Below are 19,125 nucleotides of genomic sequence, written 5' to 3'. Positions count from 1 at the left end.
GACTAGACTATTGCGTGGATATCATTCTATGCAGTCACATAGCTGGTTTCAATAAAGCACGAGTGAAAAGTGGGGCACGGATAATGCAGAAAGTGACACAAGACACAACAAGCCAAATTTTTTGGGTCGATTTAGAGCAAGACCACAAAGCAAAAGTGGTTTATAAGCTTGATGGACAAGAGATGCACATAACGTCCACGCTGATACCTGAAGAAGTGCGCGGTAAAGGCTATGGCAAAGTGATGATGGAAGCCGTCTTGCCGGAGATTGAAGCACAAGGCTATCGCGTTGTACCCGTTTGCCCTTACGTGATTAAATACATGGCAACACACCCTGAATGGGCGCATTTACTCGCATAATGGAGCCAATGAACAATCCGCTTTATCAAAACATCGGTGACGAGCTCAAGCTAGGTTCGCTTGAACGCATCGATGTGATTCAATCTCTATGGGGTGGTTATGGTGAGTTAGTTCGGCTGACTTTTCCGTGCCGCTCGATCATCGTTAAACACGTTCAACTTCCTAAACCATCGGAACATCCGCGTGGTTGGAACACCGATCGCTCCCATCAACGTAAGCTGCATTCTTATCAGGTTGAAGTCAGTTGGTATCAGCACTTCAGTCAACAGGCCGACGAACGTTGCCGAATCCCGCAAGGGCTCAAGTGTTTTCAGAACGAAAATGAATGGCTGATTGTAATGGAAGATCTCGCTCAAGCCGGTTATCCAAACGTGATTAAAGAGGCGAGTAAAGCACACTTGAAAGCCTGCTTGGTTTGGTTGGCAAACTTCCACGCGCGCTATATTGGTGTTAGTGACGACAGTTTATGGCCAACAGGCACCTATTGGCATTTGGACACAAGACCAGATGAATTGGCCGCACTGCAAGATGACAGGCTCAAGCAACATGCGGAGATGATTGATTGCACTTTGCGTCAGGCGCGCTTTCAAACACTGGTTCATGGTGATGCCAAGCTGGCCAATTTTTGCTTTGATGATGAAGGCTCAGCCGTTGCTGCAGTAGATTTTCAGTATGTAGGTCATGGCTGCGCGATGAAAGACGTGGCGCTGTTCATGAGCAGTGCTGTTGAACCGAATCAGTGTGCAGAGATGGAATCTTGGGTGCTGAATACCTACTTTGACGCCCTAGATAGTGCACTTAAACACTATCAGCCTGAGCTTGATGCTTCAGTGGTTGAGCAAGAATGGCGACCATTGTTTGCTGTTGCTTGGGCGGATTTTCAGCGCTTTGTGAAAGGCTGGAGTCCTAGTCACTGGAAGATTAACCCCTATACCGAATCGTTAACGAAACGAGCGTTAGACTATTTGGACTTGAAGCGGTAAATAAAAACTCCCGTTGGATTTCACAGTGAAAAAGCGGGAGTTTTATTATGGTGGATAACTGTTAGTTTTTCGGTTTTCGAATGCGAGCCATGCTATAGGTGTTGATAAACTCACCGTCTCGGAAAGAGGCATCAACAAACTCACCTTCAATCTCAAAGCCGTGCTTCTTGTACAAGCCTATTGCAGCGTCGTTATCGGCATTCACTTCGATATGGATACGTCTTACATTTAACCAGTTATCGGCCAGTTCTGTCACCGTACTAATCAGCGCACTTCCAACGCCTAAGCCGTGAAACTTGTCATGAACACCAATGCCAAACGAGGCGGTGTGGGAAGTTCTCGGGCGCTGTGAATGATGAAATCCAATGTTTCCCACTACCTTGCCATCGATTTCTGCAACATAGCTATACACACCAGCTGGCATGTTCGATAGTCGCTCAACCCACATCTTGAGAGATGGCTTAGGGAGTTGCAGGGTTTCACGTTGTGCTTTTGGTTGCGAATAAATTTCGACTAGCGCAGCAGCGTCTTCAACAGTGGTTGGACGAACGATAATTTCCATGCTTCTCTCCTGTGGTTTGTTGGAATTAACTTCAATCTAACCAGAGAACGTCACTTTGAATAGCCTTTTTTTACTTTTACCCTTCAAATGGCTTTTAAATTAGTATGTTACTAACCTCTAACTTTCACTTTTTATAGTGAATTATCATTGAAAATACCAATGAGAGTGATTTTCCGTTGAATTTTTGTACTAAGGAACTTCACCTTTATGGAGAATAATGGTGAAGTTGTATACCCAAGTAACCTCGAGATGCTTGGTTCAGCGAGAATGATTTGGTTTGTAGACGCGGCGGCGATTTAAAGGTCTAGTGGGTCTAAATCAAGAATCGACAACAAAGTATGCAAGCCAAGGCAACTCGCCCTTCGGGAGCGTGTCATTGACTCGATCTCTGCTTCAAACAACTTGGAAAGAGCTCGCTATTCCACTGCGTTGTTTTCTTTGACCTCGAATCAATGACAACGCTCTGAACCCAGCATCTTGAAGTCACTTGGGTATATTCATCAAAATAAAGCCATTTTTATCAAAGTGTGAAGTTGGTATCTGCAACGAGTTGATTTTAATCAAGACAGGTTGGAGTTACCTCTTATGGGGTATGGGGAGCACGCCTTTTTAGCGCTATTTATGCTTAACTTATTTAAGAGCAATTAGAGCGTGTTTGAGGAAAATAATAATGAAATCCTCTCAGTCAAAAGTCTCGCAAAGTCGACGTCGATTCTTGCGTGACACTGCCCGTACCGCCGCTGGTGTGGGTGCGGCAGCGTGTGTTCTTGGATTGCAGTCTTTGCAGAGCCAAGCGCGCGAAACTAAAGGTGTGCCTATTCGTCCGCCTGGCGCTTTGCCAGAAGGTGATTTTGAGTCTGCCTGTATTCGTTGTGGGTTGTGTGTTCAGGCGTGCCCTTATGACACTTTGAAGCTTGCGAGTCTGCTATCCCCCGTTGCCACAGGTTCACCGTACTTTACTGCGCGCGATATTCCTTGCGAAATGTGTGAAGACATTCCTTGTGTCGTGGCTTGTCCTAGCGGTGCGCTGGATCATGACCTCACCGATATAGATGATGCGAGAATGGGAACGGCTGTGCTGATCGACCACGAAACCTGCCTCAACTGGCAAGGTTTACGTTGTGATGTTTGTTACCGCGTGTGCCCGCTGATCGATGAAGCGATCACATTGGAAAATATTCGCAATGACAGAACGGGCTATCACGCGAAACTGATCCCAACCGTCAATTCTGATGTGTGTACGGGCTGTGGTAAATGTGAACAAGCTTGCGTGCTTGATGTGGCAGCGATCAAAGTGGTGCCGACCGATCTCGCCAAAGGTAAGGTTGGTAGTCACTACAACTTTGGCTGGCAAGAAATCGACAAGCCGCTTGAAAATGTCTTACCAGCAGATAATCCAGTACCAAGTGGTGCGCTTGAGTCGCTCAAAGGAGGTCAATAATGGCCAAGAACTTAGCGCAAGATGCTGGTAAAGAAGCCATAGAAAAACTGGGCTGGTGGCGTGCGCATCGTTTTCTCATTCTACGTCGATTATGCCAACTGACCATCATTGTTCTGTTTATGGCTGGGCCAACATGGGGCATTCTGCAAGGCAATTTATCTTCCAGTATGCTGCTTAATACGGTGCCACTGAGCGATCCTCTGATTGTATTACAGTCTCTCGCCACAGGTCATATTCCAGAGTTTAACGCTTTCCTAGGCGTCACGATTGTGTTGGTGTTTTACGCGATTCTTGCTCCGCGCGCTTTTTGTGCGTGGGTGTGCCCGCTCAATATCGTGACGGATTTTGCTGCGTGGCTGCGCAGAAAACTCAATCTCAAAGCGAGCTATCGTTGGTCGCCAAATATTCGTTACTGGTTAATCCCTGCATTGATGCTTGGCAGCGCGATTTCGGGCTCAGTGCTTTGGACTTGGCTGGATCCTGTTGCGGCGCTGCATCGTGGTTTGGTATTTGGCATGGGCGCTGGCTGGGTTTTGATCTTATTGGTGTTTGTGCTGGATTTATTGCTAGTTGAGCACGGCTGGTGTGGTCACTTGTGTCCACTGGGAGCAACGTACAGCGTGATTGGTAGCAAGAGTTTAATGCGAGTCACTGCTGTGCGCCGAGAAGACTGTACTAAGTGCATGGATTGTTTTTATGTTTGCCCCGAGCCGGAAGTTCTGCGTCAACCACTAAAAGAGGGTGACCGTCGCGTGATGGATCAAACCTGCATGAGTTGTGGGCGTTGTTTAGATGTTTGTCCTGAAAAGGTGTTTGAGTTCCAGAATCGACTGAATGTGAAGAACATTGAGTAACAAAACAAAGAGTAATAGAACAAAGAGCGAGTTTAGCTGCTAGGCAGTCTAGTTTTGCTTAATTTTACGATGCCATCAAAATATTATTGAGCTTAATTAAGATTCATCACTGTTATAGAAATAGCGTATTCCTTTTTATTAACCACCCTTGTATCTGGGTGGTTTTTTTTGACTGTTATGACGTGAATGAAAGACTCTATTGTTATGAAAAGCCTCTTAGTTCCTCTTGTTTTACTTAGCGCTGGTTGTGTAAACCAAGCTCAACCCACTGGACGTGAAGTCGACATCATCGTTGTTGCTCCGACGGAGTCTCAAGTTAGAGTCACTTATCAAGAGCACAATCTATTGAATACCGTTTACCTTAGTGGCGAAGCATGCCGCTTTGATATTGGGCCTACGACCATTAAAGGCGAGGGGGCTTCGGTTGAGCTAAAACCAAATGGCCAGTGTCGATAAACACTGGCCATTTTAGGAAGGAATGGATGGTGGGTGCTTGGTCCTATTTTTTGTCTTTAATAAGGCCTTTTTTCTCCATCCGCTTTTTAGGATTGACACGATGATCGATGCCTAGAGTTTCTTTTGTTGTGTCAGCGATGGTTTCGTCGAGAGTACAGCGGTTGCCTACTCTGCTGGTAACACCGTCTACCAATTTCTTTGGGTCACATTTCGGATTAATAAGGCCAGCGTTTGTGACCACAGGAAGCAGTGACAATAACATCACTGAAAATGCGTATTTCATCTCATGAATCCTAATCTTTCAATTCGATGCTTAATTTAGCATCGGTACTAAAAAGGATTTAGGCATTCCCAAGATTGTTCATTCACGAGATGACTATAGACGTTTAGGTCGGTACAGAAAGTTGAAAGCCCTCTCTCTTCCGTGAGAAAAGGGCTTTCGATGAGGCTTCACCTCATTATCACTAGGCGTGCGGTCTGCTTGTTTAATGGAGTAGGTATTCCATGCTGACTAGCTGTCGCCAAAGTATCGAACTGCTGACCACAACCCACAAAATGGTCTTCGCGATTTTAGCGTTTCGCATGGGTATTCCCGATTATCAAAGATGAAATATTGATTGAGCCGTTTATTTGGCTGATGTCCAGATGATATCTCAATGAATGCTAGTCGAAGTTATCACCTTTAAAACATATCGGTCTGCAATGCCTACACAGCATTTTTTGAAAAAAAAAGCCCACCTATGGAGTGGTAGGTGGGCAAGGCTTATGTGGAGTCACAAACTGCTACCAGCTGGAGTCGGGACCGTAGTAGCAAGATACTTACAATATCGTTTGCCGGTGTGTTCAAAAAGGCATCTTAAATAAAGCGATTTTGGTCGATGCCCAACAGAGAAATGGTTATTTTGCTCATATAAAACGAAGAGGTATGGGTTGTACCCAAAAGCGGAAAGATTGCGCTTTATTGTTCAAATATATCAATGGTTTGAATTTTGGTTGAGCTTGGGTAATTTCCAAGCAATAGAACTGACGAAACGATGACAAGGTGACACTGCTTCAAATAAAAATACTCAGCAGTGTCTCTGGGTTAAATATAGCAGTGTGGGGGAGTGAAGCTCTTATTGCTCGTTCTGTTGTGCGGTTTTTAAGCGCGATTTCTCAACGTTAATGATACCAGGGTTACCAACGCGAACCGTTTGCAGTAAATGCTTGATCCACATTGGCAAAGATGGCGATAAGCGGTAATGAATCCAAAGCCCTTGACGAGTGTCTTTTAAGAACGTGGTATCGCGCAACAACGCTAAGTGGCGAGAGACTTTCGGCTGGCTTTCATTTAACGCATTTTTAAGATCCGTGACCGTTAAATCTTGTTCGTCTTCCAAAAGCATTAATATTTTCAAGCGTAGCGGATCGCTCATCAGTTTAAAGAAGCTGCTCGGGTCTACATGCGTGTTGTTCTCTTCGCTGTTGAGGAGCAAAAAGAGGCTAATGCGTTCAATCAGTTCTTTGGCGGTATTTTTAAATGGCTTAACGCCTTCCAGTGGTTTGGGATCAACAAGATTCCAATGCAGCTGATCGACATCTTGCTCGAAAATAACACATTCATCTTTTGCGTTGTCACATAAGGTGATGACAAAGTCGTAGTGATTGTTTTCAACTTCAGCAAAATCTTTGGAGCGAAGCCCTTCACTCACGATGTTTTGCCCATCTAAAACTTCAAACACTCTTTGGTCGACTTCACTTGGGTGAACGCCTGCGCTGTCAGCATGAAAACGGTCTCCTGCCATGTGGTTAAAGATCGCTTCGGCAAGTTGCGAGCGAGCGGAGTTACCAGTGCAAAGAAATAGGACTTGTTTTTTCATCATATCAAACTAAAAAATGCGGAGGCGTATGCCACTGTGACCATTGATAGAAGACAGTATAACGCTGCATGGGGTGAACAAGAAGCACTCGAACGTGCATCAGGTTCTATATTAACCGTTTAGACGTGCTAGATATGAAGAATCGTGATGAAAAAGTGGGGAATAGAAAAGTGCGGAATAGAAAGTTATAGCGGGAAGAGTAAAGTAGCCTTACTGCGACGTTTGCGCAGTAAGGCTCAATCCGAATTACTTCTCTAACTTAGTGAAGTAGTCGAAGATTACTGGTACGTCAGATTGACCTAGACCAGCGTTTAGCGCTGATTGTAGGTTTGCAGAAGTACCTTCAGCGATAAGAGACTCAGTACCTAGGTCTTTTACCATCTCTAGGAAGTAACCAAGGTCTTTGTTTGCGTTTGCAATAGAGAAACCTAGGTTTGGATTACCATCTACAGCGTAGTTCTTACAGAACTGCATAAATGGTGAGTTTGATGGGCCTGCAGACATGATGTCGAACAGTTGTTGACCATCAACACCAGCAAGTTTTGCAACCGCAAACGCTTGAGACATGGTTGCTACTGTTGTCATACCCATGAAGTTGTTTACCAGCTTCGTCACGTGACCAGAACCTAGCGCGCCTAGGTGGAATACGTTCTCGCCTTGCTCATCAAGTACTGGCTTAACTTTGTTGAATGTATCCATGTCACCAGCAGCCATGATGTTTAGTAGGCCTTCTTTCGCGTGAGCAGGAGTACGGCCAAGAGGTGCGTCAATCATGCCTGCGCCTTTTGCCGCTAGATCTGCGCCAATCTTACGAGTAGAAGCTGGGATAGAAGTACCAAAGTCGATCAGCACTGCACCTTCTTTGATGCCTGCTAGGATACCGTCTTCTGCGTAAACCAATTTTTCTACAACTTCTGAAGTGGTTAGACAAAGCATCACGATGTCACTTGCTGCAGCCAGTTCTTTTGCAGAGCTTGCTTCTTTCGCACCACGAGCAACACACGCTGCAACCGCTTCTTTGTTCAGGTCCATTACCTTAAGTTCGTAACCACGGTTTTGTAGGTTCTCAACCATGTTGCCGCCCATTAGACCTAGTCCAATGAAACCAATCACAGGTTTTGTCATATCTAACTCCTAAAATATACTATTGTATGATTATATTGTCATTATAATATTCGCCCGTCTGGAATTTGCAATGAAAAAATTCTCCAAATGTGTTGTCGGATCTCAGTTTCTTCTAATGAATTAAATTTTATGTTTTTGTTTTCATTTTATATCAATGGCTTACGTTCAGTTTTGATGCTTGAAAAGGTTGAATAGCTAGAGGCATGAATTCACGGTTTTGTGATCTGGCGAGCATACAAGTCTTCGTAAGTAGAATAAGTTCATTTGTATTACAAATATATCTTGTTTTATTTACTTGAGGCATTTATGTACACCGGACATTTAGCACACTTAACGTTCCTTTCTTATTTATCTCCTAAGCTGCAAAGCGTCATCGAGATAGCAAAAGATAAGCTCAGCACACCGATTGAAAATGGTAAGTATGAGTTATTTGGAGAATCGGCTTTTATGATGGTGGTTGAAGATCAAACCCAGCCACTTGAAAACCGACGTTCTGAGATTCACCGTAACTATCTAGATGTACAAATCCTACTCGAAGGTGAAGAGGTATTTGGCTACAGTTTGAATCCTTTTAAGGTAATAGAAGAAGACCTGCTAGCAGATAAAGACGTGGCCTTCAGTGAACAGTTGGTTGATGAGAAGTTCATAAAAGTGGGAGCCGGAGAGTTCATTATTTTCTATCCGGGGCAACCACATCGCCCATTGGTTACTACAGAATCAGGACCGGCATCCGTTCGTAAGGCAATCATCAAAGTACATAAAGATTTTTTGTAAAATAAACTTTAAAAAATAACGACATAGCCGCTTTTTAAACGCAAGTTTAGAGGCGGTTTTTTATTCTAACTTTCGGAAATTTAAGTAAAAAACAGAAAGTAAATAAATAATAATGATATTGCGAATTTGTTACATTTGACGGTATGATGGCGGCTTCATATCCTAAGGACTCGTCATGAATACGCCACAGAAAAGCTGGAGAACGCCACAAAACTTTCTTCTGCTGATTTCCATTATTGTTCCTATTGCTTTCTCCACTTGGATGGCGCTACTGAACAACTTCGTTATCGAAAAAGCCAACTTTGATGGGGCCGATATCGGCTTACTGCAAAGTGTGCGTGAGATTCCCGGTTTTCTTGCTTTTACTGTTGTCTTTGTTTTGCTGTTTATCCGCGAGCAACGTTTTATGTTGGTCTCGCTCGCCATGCTGACACTGGGCACGGCAATCACAGGTTACTTCCCATCTTTGTTTGGACTTCTTTTTACCACCTTGTTGATGTCGACTGGCTTCCACTATTTCGAAACACTGAAGCAATCTTTGTCCTTACAATGGCTTTCTAAAGAAGAGGCGCCAGAGAGGCTGGGTAAGTTCATCTCGGTTGGGGCGTTGGCGTCTTTAATTACCTATGGTGCGATTTGGGTACTGCTAGAACAGCTGAAGTTGGATTTTAAGACGGTCTATTTATTGGCAGGCGGTACGGGCTTTATCCTGATTATGGTGATGGCGTTTGCGTTCCCTGAATTCAAAACGGAAGTACCACAAAACAAAAAGTTGGTGCTGCGTAAGCGCTACTGGCTTTACTATGCATTGACCTTTATGAGTGGTGCTCGCCGTCAAATCTTCACGGTCTTCGCTGGTTTCTTGATGGTGGAGAAGTTTGGCTATTCGGCAGCGGACATCACACTGCTTTTCTTAATCAACTATTTGTTCAACTTCCTGTTTGCTAAACGTATTGGTCGCTTTATCGGAGCCGTTGGTGAGCGCAAAGCATTGATGTTTGAATATGTGGGACTGATTTTTGTTTTCGTCGGATATGGTTTAGTGCAAACAGCGGAGTGGGCGGCAGCATTGTACGTGATTGACCATCTGTTCTTTGCGCTGGCACTCGCAATCAAAACTTACTTCCAGAAGATTGCCGATCCGGCAGACATGGCATCAACGGCTGGTGTGGCGTTTACCATCAACCATATTGCCGCTGTCGTGATTCCGGTAACCTTTGGTGTGATCTGGTTGGTTTCGCCTTCAAGCGTGTTTTACATTGGTGCTGCTATGGCCGCAGTGAGCTTGTTATTGTCTTTGAATATTCCAGCTAAGCCGGGAGAGGGTAACGAAACACGTGTGTTGAGATGGAACTAAGTTAGTACTTACTACTCAATAACTGAATGCGAAATCTGGTTATAAAAATGGGATGCAGAGGCATCCCATTTTTGTATTCGGTTTTCAACGTGAGACTGGTTTGTTGTGAGAGTGGTTCGTTTAGAACGGATACCAAAATAGTTGAGTGTCTATCACGCGTTTGCTAATCGCTGCGGCAACAATCACTACGATGCCTGCTATACACACCATATCGGCTCTGGTCAGCGGCTTTAGGCTGTACCAAGTACGAGAAGAATGACGGCCAAAACCACGCAATGTCATGGCGTTAGAGATTTGGTCGGCGCGCTCTAGGCTAGAGAAAATCAAAGGGCCTAAGATCTTAGAAACGTTCTTCATGCGGGTAAACAACGGCGCTTTCTTACTCAGTTCAACACCACGAGCCTGCTGAGCGTGCATGATGTTCACGAAGTCTTTCTTCACTTCTGGCAAGTAACGCAAGGTCAAACTTACTGCATAGGCAATTTTGTAAGGCACACCCATGCGGTTCAAACTTGCTGCAAACTCAGTAGGATGCGTAGTAAACACAAACACCAAAGCAATTGGGAACATGCTGAAGTATTTCAGTGTTACGGTCACCAGATAAAACAAGGTCTCTTGGGTGAGTGAGTAATTACCCGGTAACGATAACAATACCGTTGTTGACCCCATGTATTCACTGCCTTGTTGCGGCGCTAATGCAAACATAAACAGCGCATTAATCAATAAAACACTGCCTGTACCGATCAGTAAAGGCTTGTACACATGGAAAGGTACCTTGGTCATTTTTAACAAACCAAGACCTACAACGATCAGTAGAGCAATGATGCGCAAATCAAAGGTCGTAAGTACCACCGTTACCCATGCAATGAACATCAAAAACTTGGTGATGCCATTGAGTTTGTGCAGTGGCGATTGGGTATCGATGTAGTTGATACCAAACTTCATCTTATTGTCTTTCATGCCACTACTTTCTCAATGTCTTTAACATCATTATTTTGTGAATCTTGAGCTTCTGAAGTTTGAATATCGGCGTTGTTTTCACGCTCTCGACGCGCTTTTTCAACGTCAATAAAGTGCTGCATAAAGTCGTTCGTGTTCTCAATGCCTAACTCAGTAGCCAGTTCATACAAGCTAGTCGTTGCCAAGTTCGCTTGGTCTAACAGTGCTGGGGAACTAAACACCTCAGTCATTGGCGCGTCAGCAATCAACTTGCTGTCGGCAATCACGATGGAACGAGTGGTGTACTCCAAGACCAAGTGCATGTCATGAGAGATGATCATCACCGTAATGCCAAGTTCACGATTAAGCTTCTCGATAAAGCTCAGCATCGACGTGTAGTTACGGTAATCTTGGCCAGCAGTAGGCTCGTCCAAAATCAAAAGCTCAGGCTCTAGGGCAAGAATCGATGCAATCGTCACTCGCTTCTTCTGACCGTAGCTTAGTGCTTCAATCGGCCAATGACGGTACTTGCTCAAACCACACAGCTCAAGGGCTTCCAATACCTTCGCTTCGACTTGTTTCTCTTCAACACCACGGTTACGCAGGCCGAAAGCCACTTCGTCGAAAATCATGTGATGCGAAATCATATGATTTGGGTTTTGCATTACTACGCCAACCTTTTGGCTGCGCTCGAAAATGGTTAGCTCGTTTAAGTCTTGGCCGTTCAAGCTCATCGAACCTTGGTCTGGTTCAATCACGCCCATCACAAGCTTAGTAATGGTGGATTTACCAGAGCCGTTTTTACCCAAAACCGAAACGAATTCGCCGCGTTTTACATCGAAGCTAACGTCTTCAAGCGCGTTTTTCTTACCATCGTATGAATAGGTAAGGTTACGAACAGCCAGAAGAGTCTCGGCTTGCTTTTCAACATTGGTTGTTTTTGAGGCTTCAAACCATGCGCTGACGGCGGATTGGTATTGCACCAATGGCAATGTATTTAAGCTCGATGGCTTTGCATCGCCTTCAATCGCGCAGCCTGCTTCTTTCAACGCGGAAAGGTAAAGTGGCTCACGAATACCGTATTCCTCAAGAAGAGGGGACGCTAAGATTTCATCTGGTGTGGTATCTGCGATTATTTCACCGCTTTCCATTAGAATGATGCGGTCAACAGAGCGGTGCAGTACATCCTCAAGACGGTGCTCGATAATGATGATGGTTTTGCCCGTTTCACGGTGCAGATCATCGATAATCTCGATGGTCTTCTTACCCGTCTTTGGATCAAGGGCTGCAAGTGGTTCGTCAAACAACAAGATGTCGACGTCATCGACTAAAATACCCGCCAAAGAAACGCGTTGTTTCTGACCGCCTGATAAATCGTGAGGGGAGCGATCTAACATCTGTTCCAAATCGACCATCTTGGCCGTCGCTTTGACCAATGGGTACATGTCGATGTTAGACATCAATTGGTTTTCCAACGCGAATGCGATGTCTTCACCAATGCTCAACCCAACAAATTGGCTGTCCGTATCTTGCAGTACGGTACCAACTTGTTCGGTGAATTGGTGCATGTCAAAAGGAGCGGTGTGTTGACCGTTGATGGTCAGCTGGCCACTGGTTTCCCCTTTGATAGCGTGTGGGATCAGTCCGTTAAGACATTGGCCAAGGGTAGATTTACCACTACCACTTGGACCGATAATGACGATTTTCTCTCCTTTCTCTATCCTTAGATTGATATTTTTTAGCGTCGGTTTGTCCAGCGACTCATATCTAAAAGAGAAGTTAGAAAATTCGATTGTCATTCGACATTAAGCCTCTGTTAAGTTGCGGCTTTGCTTGTTACGTTTTGCGACAGACTTAAGAATGAAGAAGCCAACAATAGCAATAAGAATGGTGTTACCCAGTGCGATGATCGACAGCTGTGTAAATACCTTAGTGAACGGTTCTGCATACAAGATGGTGTCTAGGAAGGCTGAGCAGCCGTAACCAAATACGTTACCCAATAGAGCAAGCACCACGAATAACGCGAAGTCTTTCATATTGAAGTCACCTTTCTCTAAGCGGTTACGTGTTAGAGAAGGGAAAAGACCGATAATTAAACCGACAATGCCTGAACCAAGTACCCAAGTTAGCCATACGCCCCAGCCTGCAAATAGGTCAGTAACCCAGTGGCCAATGAAGCCAACCAAGAAGCCTACAAGAGGGCCAAATAACACTGAGAACAATGCCAATACCGCCATTGCTGGTTTCAGCGTCGTGTTTGCAAACACAGGAATGCCAAACATTGGCAAACCGCCGATGCCGTATAGAGCAGCACCGATTGCAATAACCACTACGGTTTTAGCAGAAAGATTCATAGATAACCTCAGTTCAATTGTCGATTTTAAAGAACGTTCACTTGCTTTTTTTATAGCGCTGATTGTGTAACAAAGTTAGGAAACAACCAAGCTGCTTATTGTTTGCTCTGTTTTTCTTCAAGAAATGTGTGATTGGATTCACGCATCCCATTGACTGGCTTAGTTTTTCAGCAAGCATCAAAAATAAGGCGCGCATTATACAGAATATTGATAAAAGTGGGAATGCTATCTGTCTGGATGGCTAGAATGAAAACAGGGGCTGACTGTCAGCCCCTGATTACACTTTTTGATGCGTTTTTCGCCATTAAATTAATGGTCTAGATATAGGTAGTTTTGCCAGCTCTTCATGCGGATAAGTACTTTTCGCATGATAGAAACGTGGGTAAAGCTATCTGAATACACCGCAACTTCTACAGCAGTACCCATAGGTAAGTGGAACTCTGCCAAATCATCAGTGATTTTGAGAGTCACAAACACACGGCCACTGGTACGTAATGCTTCAGTGCCAAGTAGAGAACCACGAGCTTGGAATTGGCTCTCCCCAATCGCAGGTAGAACTTCAACCACTTCGCCTTTAAACACATTGCCCGGTAGTGCACGGAACATGAACTCCGCTTCAAACCCCGGCTCTAGGCGTTGCAGCGAGTTTTGACGGAACGCGGCGGTATATAGCTTTTCTTCGGTATGAACAAAGGTCATTACAGGCGCTAAAGGCAGAGGTACCGCCATTACACCTGGGCGCAAGGCAAGCTGAGTGACGTAACCGTCGGTTGGTGCGGTAACGACTGTTTGCTCTAGGTTGAACTCTGCTTTTCTCAATTCAGCCAATAGAGAGGCAACTTGAGTATTTTCACCACCAACTTCAGATTCGAGTGCGATTTGCGCTTGCTTTTGTCTCGATTGTTCAACTTCTAATGCAGCTTGCGCAGCTTTGAATGCTTGTCGACGAGTATCCAATTGTTGCTCTGTAAACGCGCCGCGATCGAAACCACGTTGGTAACGGTCAAACTCACGCTGTGCTTTATCACGTTCAGCGAGGGCTTTTAATACCGCAGCTTCTGCTTCTTGAACATTAGATTCAAGACCTAGTGCACCCTGACTTGCTTCTTTCACTTTTGCTCTTAGTCGGTCGACTTCAGCTTGGAAAGGTACGGGATCGATTCGGAAAAGCACGTCGCCTTTCTGTAGAGGTTGGTTTGGTTGTACAGGCACCTCTATCACTCGTCCACGAACGCCAGAGACGACAGGTGTGGTTGAGAAAACTTGGTTACCAATTTGCGTGAACGGATGGTTATAGTTCATCAGCAAGATAAGTGTACCAACCAATACCACACCACCAAGTACAGCGGTTGGAACTGTCCATTTGTTCAATGGGATATTGAAGATTTTGAAAATCGCGATACATAACGCGGCGTAAGTCAGAACCAGTAGTAAATCCATTATTGTTCCTCCTTACCTTGTTCTTTTTGTGCTGGAGTGCTCGATGCTGGTTTTTCACCTTTCAGCGTAGAGACTTCTTTTTTCAATTCGTTGACTTCATCTATTAGCTCTTCGAGGCGATGATGGATATCATGCGTCTCTTGTTCGAGTTGTTTGAAGCCCCAGCCTCGTTCTTTGCGCCATAATGTCGCCCAAATCCAAAGGAAAGGCCAAAGGGCGTGAAGTGTGAAAAGGCTTACCCAGCCAGCGTAATGAATAGCGTCTTGGTGAGGATGCTCGCGCTCTTTTGCTATTTCATAAGGAATATCGTGAATCACAATGATTCCGTAGAAGATAACCAAAGCAACGAAAATGAGTAACCCAAGTGCAAAATAGTCTAGAAACATCTTACTTCCCTGTGCTTGTTGCTAAATAGAAAAACTTACGTAAATTAACTGTTTAAGTATTTGATGAAACAATAAGTGAATCAAGTTATTTATAACTCAATTCGCTGTTATTGAGAGATACGGCATGCAATACGAAGGAGTAAGCAGTGCAATATTCAGGTGAGATCGCTGCAATTAGCGCGGCGGTCGTTTGGGCGGTTGCCACATGGATATACAGTCAGTTCAGCCATCGCTTTTCGGCGATGCAGTTGAACATCGTCAAAGGCATTATTGCGTCGGCGATGATGCTGGTGGTCATGCCATTTTTGCCGCAGGGTATACCAACACAAATTGAACCATTACATCTCGCTGTATTGGCGGTTTCTGGTGTGATTGGTATTGCCATTGGTGACAGTGCTTACTTCGCCGCGTTGAAGCGCATTGGCCCGAACAAAACCTTATTGCTAGAATCTCTTGCTCCTCCGCTATCGGGCGTGCTTGCTTTGGTGTTTCTTGGTTCAGAACTGACATTACAAAGCTGGCTTGGCGTGGTGGTGACAACCGCAGCGGTGACTTTTGTTGTCTTTCAGCCTTCTTCTTCAGGCGAAGAAACAAATTGGAGCGGCATCGGGTTTGGTCTGTTGGCGAGTGTATGCCAAGCTTCGGGCGTAGTGATTTCTCACTATGCGTTGGTGGCGGGCGATCTTCCACCGTTGCTTGGTGCATTGATTAGACTCAGCATTGGTGTGTTAGCGGTTTGCTTGGTGATTAAAGTCGTTGAGCCTGCGCCGTTTAAAGGCATCAAGCAGCACATTCAAGAGATGGGCAACAAAGCAATGGGATGGTTGCTACTGGCGATCTTTGTCGGGACCTTCCTTGCCCTTTGGCTACAACAGATTGCGTTGAAGTACGCCAACCCAGCGATAGCGCAAACTTTAATCGCTACAAGCCCGCTGTTTATCTTAGTGATTTATGCGATCAAAGGTGAAAAGGTTGGCGCGAAGAGTGTAATAGGAACTTTGGTCGCGCTCGGCGGTATTTCATTGTTTTTTCTTTAAGCCTTTGTCTTAGCAAGTGGAAGCAAGATATAAAAACGCCCCAGTTTGAGCTGGGGCGTTTTTCATTGTTCAGAGCTTGGTTGAGGGGCAGAGCTTTGTTTATCGTTGAGGGCTTGGCTTATAGCTCGGTACACACTTGATTTCGGCCGTTGGCTTTCGCACGATATAGAGCTTTGTCGGCACGATAGAAGGTACGTTGAGTGTTTTCACCTTCGCGATGTAAGGTGATGCCGATGGAGACGGTCAGACCGCGCTCGCCCAAGATTTCATGCCAACCAAACTGGTAAATGCGCTCACGGTAGTTTTCTGCGTGCATTTCGGCTTTAGCGACTTCAGTGTTTTCAAGAATCACCAAGAACTCTTCTCCACCAAAACGCACACACGAAGACCCACGGAATTTAAAGTAACCGGAGAGTTCTTTCGAAACGTTCACAATGGCTTTATCACCCACTAAGTGGCTGAGCTCATCGTTAATCGATTTGAAGTGATCAATGTCGATAACCAGTAAGGCAAAAGGCGTGTCGTGCAGCAGCAAATCTTTTAGCTTCACTTCCAACCAACGTCGGTTGTGCAAAGACGTTAGAGGATCTGTGAACACGTCTTGTTGCAACTGGGCTACCGTGTTTTTGTGTTGTTGAGTCGTCTCTTTCAGTTCTTTGTTTTCAATCTCTGAAAGGATTAGTTTGAGTTGTAATTCAAATCGAGTCAGGCGGCGCAACTGTGCAGGCCCTAGCTCGCTGATTGGAATGTGTTTCACCAAGTCAGATTCAACGCGAAACGCTTTCTTCTCGTAATTGAGCGCCTCTTTGAACAAACCTTGCGATGAACACACTTGGCTCATTGCATTGTAAAAGCGGTTCGCAATCAGTGGTGAAGAATGTTCGTTGATACGTTTGCCAGTCGAGGCCAACAGTAGGTTTGACAGCGATTGGTGACCGACTTCATTCAAGCAGTAAGCCGTCTCAATTTTTACCATGGTTGAGAGCCAGAATGTGTGCTGCTTACCGGTTGCGTATTGGATTTGAGAGATGGCAAGCAGCGCTTCGTTGTACTCTTTTTGTAAACGGTGCAGTTTGGCTCGGTATAAATGAATCTGGCCGGTTAGGTTTTTATCACTGACCAAGATGCTGAGTTCTTCACATTCGCTGAGTAAGTCTGTCGCCGCGCCGATACGCTGAAGGCTGATGTAACACGCCAACATATAGAGTTTGTAACGCAATCTCAGCGAGCGGCTACCAATCGCATGATCAATTGCATCGATCTTTTGGTAGTAGCGTAGAGCGCGATTATGATCGCCATACGCGTCACACAGATTGCCCATTCCAATGATAGCTAACACGTACTCGTCAATGTAACCGTATTCCACCGATATATTGGAGGAAGAGATGTACTCGGTTAATGCCGCGTTGTAGTCGCCTTTCTCGACCAAGCGATCGCTCAAGCTCGATTTCACCGAAAGGATGTCTTCAACGTCCTCTGGCAGTTTGAGTAAATCGAGCGCGTGGCGTAGCTCTTCAATGCTTTCTGTTAACTGTTTAATCTTGCTGCGGTACTCGGCACTGATGATATAGCAATGCGCTTTCTCTCGATTGGTTGAAGCAATGTGTAGGCGAATGTGTTCCCACAAGATCAACGCCTCTTCACCAGTGACTGAAGAGGGATCCATGCCTGCATCGGTGACCTTACTAAGCAGTTGTTCCATTCTTCATTACCTCAATGTGGCTCTCTTCCAACTGCTCTAACGTGAACGGGAAGGTTAGGATGTCCTGTAGATAAAGGGTCGGCTTAGGGCCAGTTAAACCGCGACGTTTCCAAGGGTAGATGTCCAACATAGCGCAGACGGTGCGGTAGAGATCTTCAGCGGCTTGATCCTTTTCAGCAATCAACATCGCCAGACGATCGCTGCTCAAGCGAGAGATAAGATCACTAGACGTGGTGAGCGAATGGACCAATTCGGTACAGATGTCGAGAAACGCCGGATCGGAGTGGCGGATCATGATGATCGCATGATTAGAGCGTTTTAGTTCGGTCTTAAACAGAACCAGTTGTTCCCACCAATAGGTTTCTGACACTACATTTGAGAACTGCTTTTCTGGGTCATATTCATGTTGAGCACGAATACGGTTGATGAGTTTTCTTGCTCGCTGTTCTAACTGGCGTTTTGAGCCACGAGCTTTGTCCATGCTGACTCGGTGTGTCTGCTCTTTAAGCATCTTGAGGGCATGTTTGCGATATTTTTGAAACGCTTGGAAAGCGAGCTCGTAATTGCCTTGCTCTTCGGCAACTCGTGATTGTTGAAAGCAGATTTGACTAAGCAGCTCACCGTTATCAAACGCGAGCGCGGATTGTTCGGCGGATTGCAAAAGTTTAGCTGCGCTCTCGGTGTTTTTACGCAGTAGTTCGAGCCTTGCTCGGCTGATGAAAGAGTGGGCTTTCATCCAAGTCAGGTCTTGCTCTATCGCGAGCTGATGGGCTTTTTGCGTCGCTTCTTCTGCGGCATCGAGACGTTCTAAGCCAAGAAGCGCAAGACCTTTAAAATCCCATATCTCGGCTTGCCAAGTGCTGTCTTCATGATCTCTTAGGACTTCGGTTGCGCCGTCTAAAACGGTGAGCATTTCAACAAAGTTGTTGAGTAGGTAGTAATCCCAAGCCAGCAGGATTCTCGCTTTCCCTTCTAACCAAGCAATACGGACGTTGTTTGCCACTTTAACCGCAAGTTCGTGCGTGGAAGCGGCAAGCTTATGTTCGTTAGTGATTCGCCAAACATTGCCTAGGCCAATTAAGGCTTCGATTTGAATCTCGATGTCGTCGACCAAGGCCGATTGTTCAAGGGCGTTAATCCAATATTGCTGAGCGGAGTAATACTTTGCTTGTCCCCAATATTGAAGCGCAAACAGGTGGAGAATTTCTGGAAGGTGATCGTCAGTATCGAGTTGAATTTGAATATTGTAAGCGTCTTTAATCAGCTTTAGGCCATGACGATAGTCCATGCTACACCAGCATGCGTGCGACATGATGATAAGTGCACGAATCTCGCCGTCGACAAATAGAATTTGTTCTGCACGAATACGGCACTGTTCTGCGATTCGGAATGCTCGCTCGGGATCAGATTTTATCTGGCCTTCAAGGGCGTTGAGCTCGGCCTCGAGCTGAATTTGGCTTTTATCCAACGTTCACATCCATGACTATCGAACTGGAA

At 45.3% G+C, this 19,125-nt stretch carries 19 protein-coding genes; 8 read left to right on the top strand and 11 right to left on the bottom strand.

Features of this window, described 5'->3' with window-relative positions:
* Positions 1–83 precede the first annotated feature (83 nt).
* Both KJB05_RS25955 and KJB05_RS25950 read left to right on the top strand, forming a co-directional pair.
* Entirely contained in the window at positions 84–359 is a 276-nt protein-coding gene (locus tag KJB05_RS25955; protein WP_005439019.1) for a GNAT family N-acetyltransferase, read from the top strand.
* Positions 359–1,342, top strand: a complete 984-nt coding sequence (locus tag KJB05_RS25950; RefSeq protein WP_208445323.1) for a phosphotransferase — start codon at positions 359–361, stop codon at positions 1,340–1,342. The genes KJB05_RS25955 and KJB05_RS25950 overlap by 1 nt, the downstream gene beginning before the upstream one ends.
* A gap of 61 nt (positions 1,343–1,403) precedes the next feature.
* Here the strand turns inward: KJB05_RS25950 and KJB05_RS25945 are convergent, their stop codons facing one another.
* The gene (locus tag KJB05_RS25945) at positions 1,404–1,904 is read right to left on the bottom strand and encodes a GNAT family N-acetyltransferase (protein ID WP_005439016.1); all 501 of its coding nucleotides are present in this window, start codon (positions 1,902–1,904) and stop codon (positions 1,404–1,406) included.
* 670 nt (positions 1,905–2,574) lie between these two features.
* Between KJB05_RS25945 and napG the strand changes: the two genes are divergently transcribed.
* The 3 genes from napG to KJB05_RS25930 all read left to right on the top strand — a co-directional run bounded on the left by napG (position 2,575) and on the right by KJB05_RS25930 (position 4,655).
* Positions 2,575–3,345, top strand: coding sequence for a ferredoxin-type protein NapG (gene napG / locus KJB05_RS25940; RefSeq protein ID WP_005439014.1), 771 nt, complete (start codon positions 2,575–2,577; stop codon positions 3,343–3,345).
* On the top strand, positions 3,345–4,199 hold the full coding sequence (gene napH, locus KJB05_RS25935) for a quinol dehydrogenase ferredoxin subunit NapH (RefSeq protein WP_208445306.1): 855 nt from the start codon (positions 3,345–3,347) through the stop codon (positions 4,197–4,199). Before napG ends, napH begins: the two co-directional genes overlap by 1 nt.
* Positions 4,200–4,403: 204 nt before the next feature.
* Entirely contained in the window at positions 4,404–4,655 is a 252-nt protein-coding gene (locus KJB05_RS25930) for a hypothetical protein (RefSeq protein WP_199453957.1), read from the top strand.
* Between the two features lie 43 nt (positions 4,656–4,698).
* Here KJB05_RS25930 and KJB05_RS25925 read toward each other — a convergent pair whose 3' ends face one another.
* The 3 genes from KJB05_RS25925 to KJB05_RS25915 form a co-directional block, all read right to left on the bottom strand.
* The gene (locus KJB05_RS25925) at positions 4,699–4,938 is read right to left on the bottom strand and encodes a hypothetical protein (protein ID WP_039988561.1); all 240 of its coding nucleotides are present in this window, start codon (positions 4,936–4,938) and stop codon (positions 4,699–4,701) included.
* Between the two features lie 832 nt (positions 4,939–5,770).
* A complete protein-coding gene (locus tag KJB05_RS25920) occupies positions 5,771–6,517 on the bottom strand; it encodes a metalloregulator ArsR/SmtB family transcription factor (RefSeq protein WP_208445307.1) in 747 nt (248 codons plus the stop codon).
* Positions 6,518–6,760: 243 nt separating this feature from the next.
* On the bottom strand, positions 6,761–7,639 hold the full coding sequence (locus tag KJB05_RS25915) for an NAD(P)-dependent oxidoreductase (RefSeq protein WP_208445308.1): 879 nt from the start codon (positions 7,637–7,639) through the stop codon (positions 6,761–6,763).
* Positions 7,640–7,945: 306 nt separating this feature from the next.
* Here KJB05_RS25915 and KJB05_RS25910 point away from each other — a divergent pair, with 306 nt between their 5' ends.
* Positions 7,946–8,413: a YhcH/YjgK/YiaL family protein gene (locus tag KJB05_RS25910; RefSeq protein ID WP_208445309.1), complete on the top strand. Its 468-nt coding sequence runs from the start codon at positions 7,946–7,948 to the stop codon at positions 8,411–8,413.
* Positions 8,414–8,588: 175 nt separating this feature from the next.
* Positions 8,589–9,770: an MFS transporter gene (locus tag KJB05_RS25905; protein WP_208445310.1), complete on the top strand. Its 1,182-nt coding sequence runs from the start codon at positions 8,589–8,591 to the stop codon at positions 9,768–9,770.
* A 120-nt stretch (positions 9,771–9,890) separates the two neighbouring features.
* Here the strand turns inward: KJB05_RS25905 and KJB05_RS25900 are convergent, their stop codons facing one another.
* The 5 genes from KJB05_RS25900 to KJB05_RS25880 all read right to left on the bottom strand — a co-directional run bounded on the left by KJB05_RS25900 (position 9,891) and on the right by KJB05_RS25880 (position 14,889).
* On the bottom strand, positions 9,891–10,730 hold the full coding sequence (locus tag KJB05_RS25900; protein ID WP_208445311.1) for an energy-coupling factor transporter transmembrane component T: 840 nt from the start codon (positions 10,728–10,730) through the stop codon (positions 9,891–9,893).
* Positions 10,727–12,508: a DUF3744 domain-containing protein gene (locus KJB05_RS25895; protein WP_208445312.1), complete on the bottom strand. Its 1,782-nt coding sequence runs from the start codon at positions 12,506–12,508 to the stop codon at positions 10,727–10,729. Before KJB05_RS25895 ends, KJB05_RS25900 begins: the two co-directional genes overlap by 4 nt.
* A 6-nt stretch (positions 12,509–12,514) precedes the next feature.
* Positions 12,515–13,063 carry an ECF-type riboflavin transporter substrate-binding protein gene (locus KJB05_RS25890; protein ID WP_005432209.1) on the bottom strand — a complete coding sequence of 183 codons (549 nt, stop codon included), beginning with the start codon at positions 13,061–13,063 and terminating at the stop codon, positions 12,515–12,517.
* A gap of 309 nt (positions 13,064–13,372) precedes the next feature.
* A complete protein-coding gene (locus KJB05_RS25885; protein WP_005438989.1) occupies positions 13,373–14,503 on the bottom strand; it encodes an HlyD family secretion protein in 1,131 nt (376 codons plus the stop codon).
* The gene (locus KJB05_RS25880) at positions 14,503–14,889 is read right to left on the bottom strand and encodes a DUF3302 domain-containing protein (RefSeq protein ID WP_005438987.1); all 387 of its coding nucleotides are present in this window, start codon (positions 14,887–14,889) and stop codon (positions 14,503–14,505) included. Before KJB05_RS25880 ends, KJB05_RS25885 begins: the two co-directional genes overlap by 1 nt.
* A gap of 146 nt (positions 14,890–15,035) precedes the next feature.
* Between KJB05_RS25880 and KJB05_RS25875 the strand changes: the two genes are divergently transcribed.
* Positions 15,036–15,926 (top strand): DMT family transporter, encoded by an 891-nt coding sequence (locus KJB05_RS25875; RefSeq protein ID WP_208445313.1) that lies wholly within the window; start codon positions 15,036–15,038, stop codon positions 15,924–15,926.
* Between the two features lie 118 nt (positions 15,927–16,044).
* Here KJB05_RS25875 and KJB05_RS25870 read toward each other — a convergent pair whose 3' ends face one another.
* Both KJB05_RS25870 and KJB05_RS25865 read right to left on the bottom strand, forming a co-directional pair.
* Entirely contained in the window at positions 16,045–17,628 is a 1,584-nt protein-coding gene (locus KJB05_RS25870) for a GGDEF domain-containing protein (RefSeq protein WP_009704948.1), read from the bottom strand.
* Entirely contained in the window at positions 17,612–19,096 is a 1,485-nt protein-coding gene (locus KJB05_RS25865) for a hypothetical protein (RefSeq protein ID WP_009704947.1), read from the bottom strand. The genes KJB05_RS25870 and KJB05_RS25865 overlap by 17 nt, the downstream gene beginning before the upstream one ends.
* Positions 19,097–19,125: the final 29 nt, after the last annotated feature.

Source organism: Vibrio sp. B1ASS3 (assembly GCF_905175355.1).
Lineage (GTDB): Bacteria > Pseudomonadota > Gammaproteobacteria > Enterobacterales > Vibrionaceae > Vibrio > Vibrio owensii.
This window is presented reverse-complemented; position numbering and strand designations above follow the sequence as displayed.

Coding starts and splice junctions, on each gene's coding strand:
- KJB05_RS25955 (WP_005439019.1), top strand. CDS start 84: ATGCAGAAAGTGACACAAGACACAACAAGCCAAATTTTTTGGGTCGAT.
- KJB05_RS25950 (WP_208445323.1), top strand. CDS start 359: ATGGAGCCAATGAACAATCCGCTTTATCAAAACATCGGTGACGAGCTC.
- KJB05_RS25945 (WP_005439016.1), bottom strand. CDS start 1,904: ATGGAAATTATCGTTCGTCCAACCACTGTTGAAGACGCTGCTGCGCTA.
- napG (WP_005439014.1), top strand. CDS start 2,575: ATGAAATCCTCTCAGTCAAAAGTCTCGCAAAGTCGACGTCGATTCTTG.
- napH (WP_208445306.1), top strand. CDS start 3,345: ATGGCCAAGAACTTAGCGCAAGATGCTGGTAAAGAAGCCATAGAAAAA.
- KJB05_RS25930 (WP_199453957.1), top strand. CDS start 4,404: ATGAAAAGCCTCTTAGTTCCTCTTGTTTTACTTAGCGCTGGTTGTGTA.
- KJB05_RS25925 (WP_039988561.1), bottom strand. CDS start 4,938: ATGAAATACGCATTTTCAGTGATGTTATTGTCACTGCTTCCTGTGGTC.
- KJB05_RS25920 (WP_208445307.1), bottom strand. CDS start 6,517: ATGATGAAAAAACAAGTCCTATTTCTTTGCACTGGTAACTCCGCTCGC.
- KJB05_RS25915 (WP_208445308.1), bottom strand. CDS start 7,639: ATGACAAAACCTGTGATTGGTTTCATTGGACTAGGTCTAATGGGCGGC.
- KJB05_RS25910 (WP_208445309.1), top strand. CDS start 7,946: ATGTACACCGGACATTTAGCACACTTAACGTTCCTTTCTTATTTATCT.
- KJB05_RS25905 (WP_208445310.1), top strand. CDS start 8,589: ATGAATACGCCACAGAAAAGCTGGAGAACGCCACAAAACTTTCTTCTG.
- KJB05_RS25900 (WP_208445311.1), bottom strand. CDS start 10,730: ATGAAAGACAATAAGATGAAGTTTGGTATCAACTACATCGATACCCAA.
- KJB05_RS25895 (WP_208445312.1), bottom strand. CDS start 12,508: ATGACAATCGAATTTTCTAACTTCTCTTTTAGATATGAGTCGCTGGAC.
- KJB05_RS25890 (WP_005432209.1), bottom strand. CDS start 13,063: ATGAATCTTTCTGCTAAAACCGTAGTGGTTATTGCAATCGGTGCTGCT.
- KJB05_RS25885 (WP_005438989.1), bottom strand. CDS start 14,503: ATGGATTTACTACTGGTTCTGACTTACGCCGCGTTATGTATCGCGATT.
- KJB05_RS25880 (WP_005438987.1), bottom strand. CDS start 14,889: ATGTTTCTAGACTATTTTGCACTTGGGTTACTCATTTTCGTTGCTTTG.
- KJB05_RS25870 (WP_009704948.1), bottom strand. CDS start 17,628: ATGGAACAACTGCTTAGTAAGGTCACCGATGCAGGCATGGATCCCTCT.